This window comes from Escherichia sp. B1147, from assembly GCF_001660175.1.
Lineage (GTDB): Bacteria > Pseudomonadota > Gammaproteobacteria > Enterobacterales > Enterobacteriaceae > Escherichia > Escherichia whittamii.
Genome location: NZ_LFHY01000003.1, coordinates 207,398 through 222,762, shown reverse-complemented (window position 1 = coordinate 222,762; position 15,365 = coordinate 207,398). Strand labels below are relative to the sequence as shown.

Sequence of the window (15,365 nt, the reverse complement as noted above, 5' to 3'; positions counted from 1 at the left end):
GCTGAACCATGAGAGATCTGTTACAACGCCCTGATTTATTAAGCATTAATACCGCGACGCTAGGTTATAAAACGCCGCTGCCCGCCATTATTGATGCCTGTGCCGCACGCGGTATCGGCGCGATCGCCCCCTGGCGCAGAGAGTTGCAGGGCGAAGATCTCCAGCAGATCGCCTGCCAACTCACCGCCAGTAACATGCGTGTTTCGGGTTTGTGCCGCAGTACGTACTACACCGCGCCAACACTGGCGGAGCGCAAGCTGGCGGTTGACGATAACCGCCGGGCGCTGGACGACGCCGCCGAGCTTAACGCCGCCTGTTATATGCAGGTGGTCGGCGGACTGCCAACGGGTACAAAAGATCTGTATGAAGCGCGAGAACAGGTGAAACAAGGGATCCGCCAGTTGCTGCCACATTCGAAAGAAGTTGGCGTGCCGATTGCACTGGAGCCGCTGCACCCGATGACCGCTGCCGATCGATCCTGTCTGTGCACGTTACGCCAGGCGCTGGACTGGTGCGATGAACTCGATCCCGATGGCGAATTTGGCCTCGGCGTCGCGGTAGATGTCTACCACGTCTGGTGGGACCCGGATCTCGCCAGCCAGATCCGGCGTGCCGGAAAACGCATTCTCGCTTTTCATGTTTCCGACTGGCTGGTGCCGACCACCGATTTAGTCAATGACCGGGGAATGCCGGGAGATGGTGTAATCAATATTCCGTCAATTCGTCGACTGGTTGAAAACGCCGGATTTAATGGTGCTATTGAACTGGAAATATTCTCACCGTACTGGTGGCAGCAAGATATTAACAGCACGCTGGATATTAGCGTCGATCGCATTGCGCATTATTGTTAAGGAATAATCATGAGTGACCAACCCGTTCTGTTCAGCAGAGCGGCGGCTTCTTGCCGCCTGACATTGAACCGTGAAGATAAATGTCATGCTATTAACGAAGAGATGATTGAATCTCTCGACCATTATTTAAATGAAATTGAAAACGACACGGCATTACGATTAGTCGAATTAACCGCTACTGGTGATAAATTCTTTTGTGCAGGCGGCGATATTAAATCGTGGTCAGCCTATTCGCCATTAGATATGGGCAGAAAATGGATTAAACGCGGTAACGAGGTTTTTAATCGCCTGCGCAATTTACCCCAATTAACGGTTGCGAATCTCAACGGTCATACCATCGGAGGTGGGATTGAACTTGCCTTGTGCTGCGATATTCGTATCGCTCGCCCCCACGCGAAATTCTCTAATCCTGAAGTAATCCTCGGCATGGTGCCTGGCTGGATGGGCATTGAACGCGTGCTTAATCAGGTTGGCCCGGTGGTCGGTCGTCAGATGCTGATGCTGGGTAAACGCCTGACGGCGCAGGAAGCTCAGGCAGCGAATTTAATTGATGAAGTGGTGGAAAAAGAACAGGTGGAAAGCTGGATGGCGAACCAGTTCACCCAGCTGGAAAAATGTGGTCCAGTGGCGCTGGCGCACATTAAACAACTGATTCTGGCGCTGGAAAATAAACACGCCGATTACTCACACCAGTTACTGGCAGGGTTAATGTCTGCTACTCAGGATTGCCAGCAGGCGACACGCGCATTTGCCGAAAAAGGTAGTGTTAGCTTTTTAGCTTTCATAATCAATAAGGAAATTGTATGCGTAAGATATCAACCGCCGAGGCACTGGCGGCGCAAATTCAGGACGGGGCAACCATTGCTATTAGCGGTAACGGCGGCGGAATGGTGGAAGCCGACCATATTATGGCTGCCATTGAAGCGCGTTTCCTGCAAACCGGACACCCTCGCGGCCTGACGCTAATCCACTCTCTGGGCATTGGCGATCGCGACAGTAAAGGCACAAACCGCTTCGCTCATGCAGATATGCTCAGACGCATAATTGCCGGACACTTTACCTGGTCGCCCAAAATGCAGGCGCTGGTAAAAAATAACACTATTGAAGCCTACTGCTTTCCTGGTGGCGTAATTCAGGCATTGCTGCGGGAAATCGGTGCCGGACGTCCGGGGCTTTTTACCCACGTTGGGCTGGGATCGTTTGTTGATCCACGCAATGGCGGCGGTAAGTCGAACGAATGCACCACCGAGGATCTGGTAGAACTGATTGAAATTGATGGCGAAACCAAACTCCGCTATCGCCCTTTCAAAGTGGACTATGCCATTTTGCGCGGCACCTATGCCGATCCGCGTGGCAACGTCAGCCTCGAAGAAGAAGCGATTGATATGGATAGCTATTCGATGGCGCTGGCAGCACACAACAGCGGCGGCAAAGTGTTTGTACAGGTGCGCGATGTACTGGAAGCTGGCGCCATTGAACCTCGCATGGTCAAGCTGCCAGGGATTCTGGTCGATGGTATCGTTGAACACCGCGAACAACCACAAACCTATCTTGGCGGTTACGACCTGACCATCAGCGGTCAGCATCGCCGTCTGAGTTCTAACGACGCTATTGAACTGGTTAGCCATCCGGTACGTCGCCTGATTGCTCGCCGGGCAGCACGCGAACTGGTTGCCGGAGCTTCAACCAACTTTGGCTTTGGTATTCCGGGCGGTATTCCTGGCGTTGCGCTGCGCGAAGGCGTGCCTTACCAAAGTTTATGGCTAAGTGTTGAACAAGGCGTACATAACGGAATGATGCTGGATGATGCGTTTTTCGGCTGCGCCCGCAACGCCGATGCCATTATTCCATCACTCGATCAATTTGAGTTCTACAGTGGCGGTGGCATCGATATTACGTTCCTCGGCATGGGTGAGATGGATCAGCACGGCAACGTCAACGTTTCGCATCTCAACGGAAATCTGATCGGCCCCGGCGGCTTCCTCGAAATTGCACAAAACGCCCGTAAAGTGGTGTTCTGCGGTACGTTTGATGCCAAAGGCAGCAAGATTGATGTAACGCCAGATGGCTTGCATATCGCCCAGTCAGGTCAAATCCCTAAACTGGTTACCCAGGTGGAAAAAATCACCTTTAGCGCCGCCTACGCACAGCAAAGCGGTCAGGAAGTGCTGTACATCACCGAACGTGCGGTATTCCAGTTAATGGCAGAAGGCGTTGAATTAATTGAGATTGCTCCGGGCGTGGAGATTGACCGCGACATTCTGCCGTATATGGCCTTCCGTCCGATTATCAGGCAACCACGTCTGATGGAAAGCAGCCTGTTTACGCCGATGGAGGGTGCATGAGCCAGCTTGATGACGCCATCCTCGACACGCTGACGCACGTCACTTTTCCGAAGGGTTTTGCGCAGGCAGAGCCAACCGTGGTTGCTGCGGTGGACGGTGTAGATTATCCACTCTGGCAAGTTGATGCACTGGTCGTTGGTAGTGGCGCGGCTGGACTGCGCGCTGCAGTAGAACTAAAGCGTCGTCAGCAAAATGTGCTGATTGCGACCGCCGGGTTATATATGGGAACGTCAGCGTGTTCTGGTTCCGATAAACAAACACTGTTTACCGCCGCTACTGCGGGCAACGGCGACAACTTCGCCAAACTGGCGGAAGCACTGGCGAGCGGCGGCGCGATGGATCACGACACCGCTTATGTCGAGGCGGTCGGTTCCCTGCACACTCTTGGCGGTCTGCAACATCTTGGTCTGGAATTACCAGAGGACCGCTATGGCGCAATTCTCCGTTATCAGACCGATCATGACGAAGCCGGACGCGCAACCTCGTGTGGGCCGCGTACTTCTCGTCTGATGGTGAAAGTATTGCTGGAGGAAGTGCAGCGTCTTGCAATTCCACTACTGACCAGTGCAACAGTAATTAAGCTGCTGCATCAACGCGGTGAGAATGGCGAAGATCGCGTTGCGGGGGCTATCCTCGCAACCGGTTCCCGCGCCCATAACCCGTGGGGGCTGGCAATTGTGACTGCTCCCAATGTAGTACTGGCAACGGGCGGACCGGGCGAGCTTTATCGCGACAGTGTTTATCCGCATAAATGCTTTGGCTCGCTGGGGCTTGCGCTGGAAGAAGGTTTGACGCTAACCAATCTGACCGAAAGCCAGTTTGGTATTGGCACGCCGCGCAGCACCTTTCCGTGGAATTTATCCGGCACCTATGTGCAGGTGATCCCGTATATCTATTCTGTGGATACAGAAGGCAACGAGTATAACTTCCTTACGGATTACTATCGCACTACCCAGGAACTGGCTTCAAACATCTTCCGTAAGGGCTATCAGTGGCCGTTCCATGCCACGCGGGTGATGGATTTTGGTTCCAGCTTGTTAGATATGGCGGTGGCGCAGGAACAACAACGTGGTCGCCAGGTTTTTATGGATTTCAATCGCAATCCTGAAGCCGTGCCTGGTGATTTGCCGTTCTCATTAGAGCGACTGGATGCCGACGTCCACGCGTATCTGGAAAATAACGGCGCCCTGGTGCCATCGCCCATCGAACGCCTGCAACGGATGAATCCGCTGTCTATCTCGCTGTATAAGATGCACGGTTACGATCTCACTGCGCAGCCTCTGCAGTTCGCCATGAACAATCAGCATATGAATGGCGGTATTGAAGTGGATGTCTGGGGGCAAACCTCCCTGCCCGGTTGCTTTGCGGTGGGAGAAGTGGCCGGAACTCACGGCGTTACCCGACCTGGCGGCGCGGCACTGAATGCCGGACAGGTTTTTGCAGTGCGTCTGGCGCGTTTTATTGGCTGCACACAAAAGCGGTCTGTTGATGGAGATATTGCAAAGCTGGCAGCCTCGCCGTTGTCTACCGTCAGAGAGATCATCACTCAGGCGCTGGCAAACGAAAATGGAATGGCGCTGGTAACGGTGAAAGAAAAAATTCAGGCGCGAATGTCTGATTACGCCGGATTTATTTGTCATGCCGATAAAGTTCGTCACGCCGCCCGTGACGCCCTGCTGTTAAGTGAGTTTGTGCAACAACACGGTTTGACCATCAACCATGTTGGCGAAATTGCCGAGCTATTTATGTGGCGGCATATGGCGCTAACGTCTGCCGCCGTATTGACACAGTTGACACATTATATTGATGCAGGCGGCGGCAGCCGTGGAGCGAGGATGGTTATTGATCCACAAGGCGAATATCTACCACAAACTCGTCGCGGCGCAAAAGAAGAATGGCGTTTTCGCTCTGAACTTGCTGACGATAAAAATCACAAATTAACGATTCATTATTCACAAGACTCTTTTATTACTGAAGTGAAGTCTTTACGTGTGCTACCTCGTATTAATGGTACTTACTTTGAAAAAAACTGGCCAGAGTTTCTAAAGGGAGAGATTTACACACAATAATTTTTAATATGTTCTCTGTACCTGATTTTTATTAACTATTACACGGAATTACCAACAACCAGGGTTTATTAATATAATTAAAAGGTTTAAACATGAATAAAATAAAGAATTACCGGTGGCATATGATTGCCCTCGTATGCTTTATCACTGTAATCAATTATCTGGACAGAACGGCGTTAGGTATTGCGGCTCCAACTATTATGGAGACAACCGGAATAACTAAAGAGCAATATTCATGGATTGTCAGTGCATTCCAGTTGGCCTATACATTGGGTCAACCGATAATGGGTTTCTTTATTGATACCGTGGGTCTGAAGTTAAGTTTTGCGATATGTGCCGCAATCTGGGGCCTAGCGACAATGGGTCATGCACTTACCGGAACATGGTCAGGTCTGGCATTTATGCGCGCCCTGATGGGTTTCAGCGAAGCGTCGGCGATTCCGGCGGGTGTAAAAACCGCATCAACATGGTTCCCGGCAAAAGAGCGGGGCGTGGCGACAGGTGTTTTCAATATGGGCACCTCACTTGGCGCGATGCTTGCGCCACCGCTGATTGCCTGGTGCATTATGTTTCATAGCTGGCAATTTGCGTTTATTGTCTCAGGTAGTCTTGCTTTGCTCGCGGCTTTATTTTGGTTCTTTTGTTATAAAGATCCAAAAGATGCCAAACGCCTTTCTGATGAAGAGCGCCACTATATTGAATCAGGGCAAGAACAGCATCTTAAAACAGATAAGAAAGAAAAAACGTCAATCAAGCATATCCTCAGCCAACGTAATTTCTGGGGGATTGGCATCGCGCGTTTTCTCGCTGACCCGGCATGGGGAACCATTAACTTCTGGGTGCCGATTTTCTTTGTTGAAACGCTGCATTTTAGCCTGAAAGAAATCGCCATGTTCGTCTGGCTGCCTTTCCTGCTGGGCGACCTTGGCTGTTTAGCCAGTGGTTTTGTGGCGAAGTTCTTCCACGATCGCGGCGTGAGTTTAATTAACTCGCGAAGAATTACCTTCACTATCGCTGCCGTCATTATGATGACGATTGGTCTGGTGAGTATTGTCGAAAATCCCTACATTGCCGTGTTACTGATTAGTATTGGCGCGTTCTCGCATCAATGCCTTTCTACCGTTGCAGCAACTCTGGGCGGCGATCTGTTCAAAAAAGACGAAGTGGCTACCGCAGTGGGTATGGCAGGGGCATGTGCGTGGAGCGGTCAGTTGATTTTCAACCTGTTCATCGGGGCATTCGTTCACATTATCGGCTTCGCGCCGTTCTTTATTGCCCTGGCTTTCTTTGACATTATTGGCGCCATTGCGTTGTGGACGCTTATCAAAGTTAAAGATGAAGAACCGCAAGTACAGTTAGCGACAAGCTAATTAATAGATATCAGAGCGTTATACTACCAGTTGTAACGCTTTCGCTATAAAGCAAAACGCCGACCAATGGTCGGCGTTTTTACGTCTCGTTGAATAACGAATTATTCAGCTACTACGTTTACGATCACTTTCGCGAATACTTCGCTGTGAACCTGGAAGCTCACTTCGTGTTCGCCAGTGGTACGCAGAACGCCGTTCGGCAGACGAACTTCGCTCTTAGCCACTTCAACGCCAGCTGCAGTTACAGCGTCAGCGATGTCGCGAGTACCGATGGAACCGAACAGTTTACCTTCGTCGCCAGCTTTGGACGCGATGGTAACAGTTTCCAGTGCATTGATTTTCTCAGCGCGAGCATTAGCTGCTGCCAGAACTTCAGCCAGTTTAGCTTCCAGTTCAGCGCGACGTGCTTCGAAGAATTCAATGTTTTTCTTGGTAGCTGGAACAGCTTTACCCTGCGGTACCAGGAAGTTACGAGCATAGCCCGCTTTAACGTTTACCTGATCACCCAGGCTACCCAGGTTTGCTACTTTATCAAGCAGAATAACTTGCATTACCTTATCCTCTCAAAGTCGTATTAATGGACCGTGACCGATTACTGATGGCGATCAGTGTACGGCAGCAGGGACAGGTAGCGAGCGCGTTTGATAGCGCGAGCCAGCTGACGCTGGTATTTTGCACGGGTACCGGTGATACGGCTTGGGACAATCTTACCGCTTTCGGTGATGTAGTTTTTCAGCGTAGCGATATCTTTATAGTCGATCTCTTGAACGCCTTCCGCGGTGAAACGGCAGAACTTGCGACGACGGAAATAACGTGCCATATGGCTAGTCTCCAGAATCTATCAATTCAATCTGCTCGGCATGCAAAACCATTTTGCTCAGACCGTTCTTTGCCTTGTGGCATGAAATGAACCCCTGAACGGTTATGCGACTGCCGACCGTTATACTGTGAGTAATGGCCTGGTTTTCGTGTCCGCTAACAATAACGGGCATTTGGCACCACGCCTGCCGGTGAAAACCGGCTTCCTCCTGCACAGAACGATGCTCAAGCACGAACTGGCAGTGAGGAATTCCTGATGGACTGACCTTTCGAAGGGGCATCCTGCACACGGTGCCGGACAACACCAGACGGTTGGTCATCAGAAATTACTCTTCAGAATCCCCAGCTTCAGCATCATCAGCGGTTTCGTTTGCGAAATCATCGCGACGCTCACGGCGCTCGTCTTTCGCTTTAACCATCGGAGATGCTTCGGTAACGGCGTGCTTAGTACGCATTACCATGCTACGGATAACGGCGTCGTTGAAGCGGAAGGTAGTTTCCAGCTCATCGATCACTTCCTGCGGCGCTTCAACGTTCATCAGAACGTAGTGAGCTTTGTGCAGTTTGTTGATCGGGTAAGCCAGCTGACGGCGGCCCCAGTCTTCCAGACGGTGGATCTTGCCTTCTGCACCAGTGATGGCAGCAGTATAGCGCTCGATCATGCCCGGAACCTGTTCGCTCTGGTCAGGATGGACCATAAAAACGATTTCGTAATGACGCATCGAATTGCTCCTTACGGATTATTCAGCCTCCTGTCTGGGTCAACCGCAGCCCATGGAGGCAAGGAACGTGTTAAAGGGCGGCTGAAAAATGACGCGTTATAGTACTGGTATACCCCGCTAAACTCAAGGCCAGCCGACAAATAAATCTCATTTTTCGCCAAATCGTACTAACCCGCTGATTTGAAGTTCATCACATTCCATCACGGTGTTTTTTTGAACAACTGCATCAGAAATGGTCACCATCAACTTCTTTATCATTGATTAAAATTAAAGCAGAAGATCATCACAGAGGAGAGCACACAAAGTCAGCCGTTGAGGAGGTATCTATGTTCAGCCGTGTTTTAGCCCTTCTGGCTGTGCTTTTGCTAAGTGCAAATACATGGGCAGCCATTGAAATTAATAACCACCAGGCCAGAAATATGGACGACGTACAGAGCTTAGGCGTGATTTATATCAATCATAACTTCGCCACCGAAAGTGAAGCACGTCAGGCATTAAATGAAGAGACTGATGCGCAGGGCGCAACGTACTACCACGTGATTCTGATGCGGGAACCGGGGAGTAACGGCAACATGCACGCCAGCGCGGATATTTATCGCTAGCACCAGTATAACCAACGAAACATTGCCATAGTTAGCTTTGCCCCCTTCGCAGGGGGCTTTTTTACGCGGACATTCAACGAATAGCGACTTCCGGGTCCGGCTCATGAGTAATGCGATTACGTAAGTCGCGGCGCATTATTTCTATTATCCAGAACCAGAAAATATGCCCAAGAATTTCAGAGGCATATTCGTCAAAAGGCAATTGAGTGAGCGGCGGCGTTAAATTCAGCGCCGGACAAAATATGCCGTGAACTGCCACTGTCACAATAAGCCCTGCTAATATTCCCTGCCATAATTTCACTTTCGGGAAAATTTCCGCGACAACACAATACCCTATCGCAAAAACCAGTGAGAAGATGATGTGCGTTACCATTACCGGGTTGATGATATGTTCCGAAAATGTATACACCGTTTGTGTTGGGTCGATGCCTAAATAATCCCGTAAAAAGATATACGGCGGATTAAATTCATCACGACCACCGGAAAATGTGCGTGGCGGCAACGGAACTTCCGCGCCCCATTTAACAAATGCTGAAATAATTCCTGAAAGTACACCCACAAGTAACGCCACGCCATAGCGGCGACGTTGCGGATCCGTTCTGAAAAACAATCCGTTGATAGCCATAAAAACACCTGCTGTTTATACGATTTTTTAACTGAAGCGGCCCCGGAATCAGACCAATTACATCCCGCAGGAGGTAATAATTCCGGAGCGCACTGCTTACTTCTGCCCGTAATAGGCGTTGGGCCCGTGCTTACGCATGAAGTGTTTATTCATCAGGTAGCTGTCGATGGGATTAAGCTGCGGGTTAATGCCGCGAGCAATCCACGCCATTTTCGCCACTTCTTCCATCACCACCGCGTTATGCACCGCGTCGTGGGCATCTTTACCCCAGGCAAATGGCCCGTGCTGGTACACCACAATACCCGGTGTATGTAGCGGCTCGGCATCACCCAGCGTTTCGATAATCACTTTGCCAGTGTTCAGTTCATACTCGCCCTGTACCTCTTCTTCGCTTAATCCGCGAGTACACGGAATATCGCCAAAGAAGTAGTCGGCGTGCGTGGTGCCTAACGCCGGGATCGCCAGCCCCGCCTGCGCCCATGCGGTGGCATGAGTAGAGTGGGTATGGACAATGCCGCCAAGCGACGGGTAACGACGGTAGAGTTCGAGATGCGTCGCAGTGTCGGAAGACGGACGATACTCCCCTTCCACCACCTTGCCGCTCATATCGACCACCACCATATCGTCTGCTTTCATGGTTTCGTAGGCGACGCCGCTGGGCTTGATCACCACCAGCCCGCGTTCGCGGTCAATGGCGCTGACGTTGCCCCAGGTAAAGGTCACCAGCCCGTAGCGCGGCAGATCCATGTTGGCTTCAAATACCTGCTGTTTCAGCTTTTGCATTATGCCGCCTCCACCATGCCTGCTTTAGCCATGCGCGCTTTCACCCAATCACGCGCTTTCGCCACTTCCGCCGCCGGGTCTTCCGCCGTTTCGCTCCACATCTCAATCAGGTAAGGCCCGCAATAGCCACTCTGTTTGAGCGTTTCGAAGCAACGTTCGAAATCCACCACACCTTCGCCAAACGGTACGTTTTTGAAGACGCCCGGTTTGGTGTCTTTCACATGCACCGCGACGATGTGCCCTATTCCGGCCTGCAATTCCATCTGCACGTCGTTGTCCCACGCCGACAGGTTGCCAATATCCGGGTAGAGCTGGAACCACGGGTTGTTGAGATAGTGCGCGTAACCCAGCGCCTTGCTGATAGAGTTCATCAACGGATAGTCCATGATCTCCATCGCCAGCGTGACCTGCGCCCGGCTTGCCATCTCAACGCTCTCTTTCAGCCCGTCACGGAAACGACGACGCGTTTCGTTATTGGCTTCCTGATAGTAAACGTCATAGCCCGCCAGTTGGATCACGCGAATGCCGACGTCCTGCGCGAACTGGATAGCTTTACGCATGATCTCCAGCCCCTGCGCCCGCACTGCGTCATCTTCACTCCCCAGAGGAAAACGACGATGAGCTGAAAGGCACATGGACGGCACGCGCACACCCGTTTCAACAATCGCGTTGACCAGCGCCAGACGTTGTTCACGGCTCCAGTCAAGGCGCGACAGGCGAGCGTCCGTTTCATCCACCGACATCTCGACAAAATCAAAACCCAACTCTTTCGCCAGTTGCAGCCGTTTCAACCAGCACTCCCCGGCAGGGAGTGCTTTTTCATAAATGCCGAGCGGGATCTGTTTGGACAGCATATCCGCTCCTTAGCCCCACAGTTGGGCGATGGAACGTTTGAACTGACGCGCGGCTTCAACCGGAGACGCGGCGTCACGGATGCTGCGGCCAGCGATGAAGACATGAATCGGAATGCCTTTGAACAGCGGCAGATCTTCCAGCGCCAGGCCCCCGGTTACGGTCACTTTGAAGCCCATATCGGAAAGACGTTTAATTGCGGTGATATCCGCGTCGCCCCACGCCACGCCAGCGGCCTGCGCGTCACGGCTGCGGTGATAAACCACCTGCCCAATGCCTGCGTCACGCCACTGCTGCGCCTGTTCCCAGGTCCAGTAACCGGTCAGTTCGATCTGCACGTCGCCGTTAAACTCTTTTGCCACGTCCAGCGCACCTTTGGCGGTGTTGATATCCGCACAGCAAATCACGGTCACCCAGTCAGCGTTGGCTTCGAAGCACATACGAGAAAGGATTTTGCCCGCATCGGCAATTTTGGCGTCTGCCAGCACGATTTTGTGCGGGTAAAGCGCTTTCAGGTCACGAACCGCACGCACGCCTTCGCCCACGCACAGAATGGTACCCACTTCGATAATGTCGACTTCTTCGGCAATCAGGCGAGTGGTTTCGTAGGCGCTATCCATAGTCTGGTTGTCCAGCGCGACCTGCAACATCGGTAATGACATGTTCAATTCCTTCTTAAGCTGCCGCGTTGGTGCGGTCAATTAAATCCAGTACTTCCTGCTCGGTACGGCAGGCGCGTAAACGGTCGAAATTCTCTTCATCTTCAAACAGGTTGACTATCTGCATGATGCCCACTTCCTGGTGAGTGTTGGCATCGACCGCCGCCATGGTGATGAGGATATCCACCGGATCGTTGTCGTCGTGGTTAAATTCCAGCGGCTTTTTCAGCGTTACCAGAGAGAAACCTGTTTTCTTAACGCCCTCTTCCGGCCGCCCGTGCGGCATCGCCAGCCCCGGAGCGATAACGAAATAGGGGCCAAACTGTTCAACGCCATCCAGAATCGCCTGGTAGTAACGCGGTTCGACAACGTCCGCCGCCACCAGCAGGTCAACGCCGATTTTCACCGCTTCCTGCCAGGTATTTGCTTCGGCCTGCAGACGGATGGATTTATTTTCAGCCAGCGAATCACGTAATTTCATGGCGCGCCCTTACTTCACGTCCTGCGGGAAATGCTCTTTGATCACTTCCAGCAGTTTCGGGCCAAAGTCGGCAGGTGAGAGCATGTTGCGCACGCCAACCACATATTTGTTGCCGGTTACGGTGATTTCGCCCGCGATATGGGTAGAAGCGATGATGATATCCGCGCCGCTCAACTCACTTTTGTACTCGCCAACCGCGCAGCTGTTTACCGTGTGGTCGATGTTCGACTGGGTTAAAAACTGGTCCACTTTCATTTTCATGATCATGGAACTGCCTTGTCCGTTGCCACACACAGCCAGAATACGTACGGTCATAATCAAAACTCCTTATTAAGCAGACTGTTCTGCCAGTTGTTTTTCTGCATCTTCTTCTGCGCGCAGCGCGCGGCCAGCGAAGAACATATAAGCCAGTGCAATTACAATGATGACGGCCATAAAGGCGATACCGATGGAGAAGAAGCCCTGCATCATCGGCGGTGCCAGAATCGACCAGTCCGCCATGCCCATCCAGGCACTCATACCGGTGAGTTTCACCGCCCAGACGCAGCCGAAGATTTCAATCATCCCCATCACCAGACAAATTTTGAGTGCCGCACGCCAGCCGCCGAAGTGGTTAGCGAATACGCCAATAGTGGCGTTGGAGAAGAACATCGGAATAAAGCCTGGAATAATCAGAATGGAAGAGCCGCAGGCGACCAGAATGCCAACCGCAATCAGCTGACCGATGGTGCCCCACATAAAGCCCCAGACCACGGCGTTCGGCGCGAAGCTATAGATAGCCGCACAGTCAATCGCCAGAACCGCACCCGGGATCAGGCGCTGGGAGATACCGTTAAACGCTTCAGAGAGTTCCGCCACAAACATGCGCACGCCCTGAGTGATGATGAAAATCGCCACCGCGAAGGAGAAACCGGTTTGCAGGATGTAGACCGTCCAGTGCACTTTGCCCGCCATCGCCTGCACGGTGTCGATACCGAAGGAGAGCAGAATGGCGCCAAAGAAGATGGTCATTACAATCGCCGTGGAGACGATGTTGTCGTGGAAAATGTTCAGCCAGCCTGGCAGTTTGAGGTCTTCAACGCTCTCTTCTTTTTTGCCCAGGAACGGCGCGACTTTATAGGCAATCCAGGATGCAAACTGTTGCTGGTGACCGATGGAGAAACCGCAGCCGTCCGTCACTTCCTGAGTTGGCTTGTACATCATGTTGGAGGTGATGCCCCAATAGAGCGAAACCAGAATCGCGGTGCAGATAATGGTGGTCCACATGGAGTAGCCGAAAATAAACAGCGTAACGGCAATCAGCCCCGCCTGCTGGAACATAATGTGGCCGGTCAGCATGATGGTGCGAATGCCGGTAATGCGACGCAACAGCACGTAACAGATGTTCAGCGCCAGAGCCAGCAGTACCGCGTACCCCACCCAGCTATAGGCGTCACCCATGCGCTCGATAGTGGCCATCATGGAAGCGTAAGTATCTGAAATCGCACCGTTGATGCCGTAGACTTCAGACATTTTCGCCACCACCGGTTTGAAGGTGCTGGTCAGGATGCCGGACCCTGCCTGCAACAACATGAAACCAATAATGGTTTTTATCGTACCTTTGATAATTACACTGACACTTTTGCGCAGCAGGATGTAGCCCAGACAGGTCACAATACCCAACAACAACGGGGCATTGGTCATGACCTGGTTAAAAAACACGGTAAAGATGTTGTAGAGGATCTCCATAACGATCTCCTGAAGAAGAGGTAACCGAGTATTCCGCACACCCGGAATGTTGTGCACTCACTCTAATTTTCAAAAGTAATCACAACAAGATTATTTATGATTAAATGTGACGCGGCACGCAAATAATTCCATAACGAAAATACGGGATTCACACCAAGAAACATTTACTCATTTAAATTCATATAGTTAATTGAATTACACATTCCATTAAGTCTTTCCATACTCAAAATTCACAACAACTCCCCTGGCAAAAAGTCAAAAAATGGTCATTGCCTTCCTGAAAAAATAGTGTCAGGATTAATCAAAACCAATCACATATTGATTTGAATTGAACTATCATGAAGGTAAATGGCGATGAGTAAAGTGAAAAGTATCACCCGTGAATCCTGGATCCTGAGCACTTTCCCGGAATGGGGTAGCTGGCTGAATGAAGAAATTGAACAAGAGCAGGTCGCTCCTGGCACATTTGCGATGTGGTGGCTCGGTTGTACCGGGATCTGGCTGAAATCGGAAGGCGGCACCAACGTCTGCGTCGATTTTTGGTGCGGTACTGGCAAACAAAGTCACGGTAACCCACTGATGAAACAGGGTCACCAGATGCAGCGCATGGCTGGCGTGAAAAAACTGCAGCCAAACCTGCGCACCACTCCGTTTGTCCTTGATCCATTTGCTATTCGCCAGATCGACGCCGTACTGGCAACTCACGATCACAACGATCATATCGACGTCAACGTCGCTGCTGCCGTGATGCAGAACTGCGCTGATGACGTACCGTTTATCGGACCGAAAACCTGCGTGGATTTATGGATCGGCTGGGGCGTACCGAAAGAACGCTGCATCGTGGTCAAACCGGGCGACGTGGTGAAAGTAAAAGATATCGAAATTCATGCACTTGACGCCTTCGACCGTACTGCACTGATTACCCTGCCTGCGGATCAAAAAGCGGCAGGCGTGCTGCCAGACGGCATGGACGATCGTGCAGTGAACTATCTGTTCAAAACGCCGGGCGGTTCGCTGTATCACAGCGGCGATTCCCACTACTCCAACTACTATGCAAAACATGGTAACGAGCATCAGATTGACGTGGCTTTAGGATCGTATGGTGAGAACCCGCGCGGTATTACCGACAAAATGACCAGCGCCGATATGCTGCGTATGGGCGAAGCCCTGAATGCGAAAGTGGTTATCCCGTTCCACCATGATATCTGGTCAAACTTCCAGGCCGATCCGCAGGAGATCCGCGTGCTATGGGAGATGAAAAAAGATCGTCTGAAATATGGCTTTAAGCCGTTTATCTGGCAGGTGGGCGGCAAGTTCACCTGGCCTCTGGATAAAGACAACTTCGAGTATCACTATCCGCGTGGTTTTGACGATTGCTTCACCATTGAACCGGATCTTCCGTTCAAATCGTTCCTGTAATCTGTCGTTGATACCGGATAGCGTGAAGATGTTCGCGCTA

The 15,365-nt window shown here is 51.6% G+C and carries 17 protein-coding genes and 1 pseudogene; 7 read left to right on the top strand and 11 right to left on the bottom strand.

Annotation, left to right across the window (positions count from 1 at the left end; genetic code table 11):
• The first annotated feature begins 8 nt into the window (after positions 1–8).
• From A9180_RS02330 to A9180_RS02310, 5 genes and pseudogenes are all read left to right on the top strand, one after another.
• Positions 9–851 (top strand): sugar phosphate isomerase/epimerase family protein, encoded by an 843-nt coding sequence (locus tag A9180_RS02330; RefSeq protein WP_064525824.1) that lies wholly within the window; start codon positions 9–11, stop codon positions 849–851.
• A 9-nt stretch (positions 852–860) separates the two neighbouring features.
• Positions 861–1,625: pseudogene (locus A9180_RS02325) on the top strand (enoyl-CoA hydratase/isomerase family protein); the annotation flags it as partial.
• Between the two features lie 29 nt (positions 1,626–1,654).
• Complete coding sequence (locus tag A9180_RS02320) at positions 1,655–3,196, top strand: acyl CoA:acetate/3-ketoacid CoA transferase (protein ID WP_064525822.1); 1,542 nt, start codon at positions 1,655–1,657, stop codon at positions 3,194–3,196.
• Positions 3,193–5,265 carry an FAD-binding protein gene (locus A9180_RS02315; RefSeq protein WP_064525821.1) on the top strand — a complete coding sequence of 691 codons (2,073 nt, stop codon included), beginning with the start codon at positions 3,193–3,195 and terminating at the stop codon, positions 5,263–5,265. Before A9180_RS02320 ends, A9180_RS02315 begins: the two co-directional genes overlap by 4 nt.
• 92 nt (positions 5,266–5,357) lie before the next feature.
• Entirely contained in the window at positions 5,358–6,635 is a 1,278-nt protein-coding gene (locus tag A9180_RS02310) for an MFS transporter (RefSeq protein ID WP_001033607.1), read from the top strand.
• A 101-nt stretch (positions 6,636–6,736) separates the two neighbouring features.
• On the opposite strand, the gene rplI is transcribed toward A9180_RS02310, so the two are convergent.
• Genes rplI through rpsF form a run of 4 tightly spaced genes read right to left on the bottom strand, consistent with a single transcriptional unit; the run spans position 6,737 to position 8,176 of the window.
• On the bottom strand, positions 6,737–7,186 hold the full coding sequence (gene rplI, locus A9180_RS02305) for a 50S ribosomal protein L9 (protein WP_001196062.1): 450 nt from the start codon (positions 7,184–7,186) through the stop codon (positions 6,737–6,739).
• 41 nt (positions 7,187–7,227) lie between these two features.
• A complete protein-coding gene (gene rpsR, locus A9180_RS02300) occupies positions 7,228–7,455 on the bottom strand; it encodes a 30S ribosomal protein S18 (RefSeq protein WP_000135199.1) in 228 nt (75 codons plus the stop codon).
• Positions 7,456–7,459: 4 nt separating this feature from the next.
• On the bottom strand, positions 7,460–7,774 hold the full coding sequence (gene priB / locus A9180_RS02295) for a primosomal replication protein N (protein ID WP_064525818.1): 315 nt from the start codon (positions 7,772–7,774) through the stop codon (positions 7,460–7,462).
• A gap of 6 nt (positions 7,775–7,780) precedes the next feature.
• Complete coding sequence (rpsF, locus tag A9180_RS02290; protein ID WP_001216676.1) at positions 7,781–8,176, bottom strand: 30S ribosomal protein S6; 396 nt, start codon at positions 8,174–8,176, stop codon at positions 7,781–7,783.
• A 326-nt stretch (positions 8,177–8,502) separates the two neighbouring features.
• Between rpsF and yjfY the strand changes: the two genes are divergently transcribed.
• Positions 8,503–8,778: a DUF1471 family protein YjfY gene (gene yjfY / locus A9180_RS02285; protein WP_000492914.1), complete on the top strand. Its 276-nt coding sequence runs from the start codon at positions 8,503–8,505 to the stop codon at positions 8,776–8,778.
• 73 nt (positions 8,779–8,851) lie between these two features.
• Here yjfY and A9180_RS02280 read toward each other — a convergent pair whose 3' ends face one another.
• From A9180_RS02280 to ulaA, 7 genes are all read right to left on the bottom strand, one after another.
• Positions 8,852–9,403 (bottom strand): YagU family protein, encoded by a 552-nt coding sequence (locus tag A9180_RS02280; protein WP_064525816.1) that lies wholly within the window; start codon positions 9,401–9,403, stop codon positions 8,852–8,854.
• Positions 9,404–9,499: 96 nt separating this feature from the next.
• Entirely contained in the window at positions 9,500–10,186 is a 687-nt protein-coding gene (ulaF, locus tag A9180_RS02275; RefSeq protein ID WP_064525814.1) for an L-ribulose-5-phosphate 4-epimerase UlaF, read from the bottom strand.
• Positions 10,186–11,040 carry an L-ribulose-5-phosphate 3-epimerase UlaE gene (gene ulaE, locus A9180_RS02270; RefSeq protein WP_064525813.1) on the bottom strand — a complete coding sequence of 285 codons (855 nt, stop codon included), beginning with the start codon at positions 11,038–11,040 and terminating at the stop codon, positions 10,186–10,188. The genes ulaF and ulaE overlap by 1 nt, the downstream gene beginning before the upstream one ends.
• 9 nt (positions 11,041–11,049) lie before the next feature.
• A complete protein-coding gene (ulaD, locus tag A9180_RS02265; RefSeq protein WP_064525811.1) occupies positions 11,050–11,700 on the bottom strand; it encodes a 3-keto-L-gulonate-6-phosphate decarboxylase UlaD in 651 nt (216 codons plus the stop codon).
• A gap of 13 nt (positions 11,701–11,713) precedes the next feature.
• Positions 11,714–12,178 (bottom strand): PTS ascorbate transporter subunit IIA, encoded by a 465-nt coding sequence (gene ulaC, locus A9180_RS02260; protein ID WP_000776520.1) that lies wholly within the window; start codon positions 12,176–12,178, stop codon positions 11,714–11,716.
• Positions 12,179–12,187: 9 nt separating this feature from the next.
• Positions 12,188–12,493 carry a PTS ascorbate transporter subunit IIB gene (gene ulaB / locus A9180_RS02255; RefSeq protein WP_000218362.1) on the bottom strand — a complete coding sequence of 102 codons (306 nt, stop codon included), beginning with the start codon at positions 12,491–12,493 and terminating at the stop codon, positions 12,188–12,190.
• A gap of 15 nt (positions 12,494–12,508) precedes the next feature.
• Positions 12,509–13,906, bottom strand: a complete 1,398-nt coding sequence (gene ulaA / locus A9180_RS02250) for a PTS ascorbate transporter subunit IIC (protein WP_001355100.1) — start codon at positions 13,904–13,906, stop codon at positions 12,509–12,511.
• A gap of 354 nt (positions 13,907–14,260) precedes the next feature.
• Between ulaA and ulaG the strand changes: the two genes are divergently transcribed.
• Entirely contained in the window at positions 14,261–15,325 is a 1,065-nt protein-coding gene (gene ulaG, locus A9180_RS02245) for an L-ascorbate 6-phosphate lactonase (RefSeq protein ID WP_001295191.1), read from the top strand.
• Positions 15,326–15,365 lie beyond the last annotated feature (40 nt).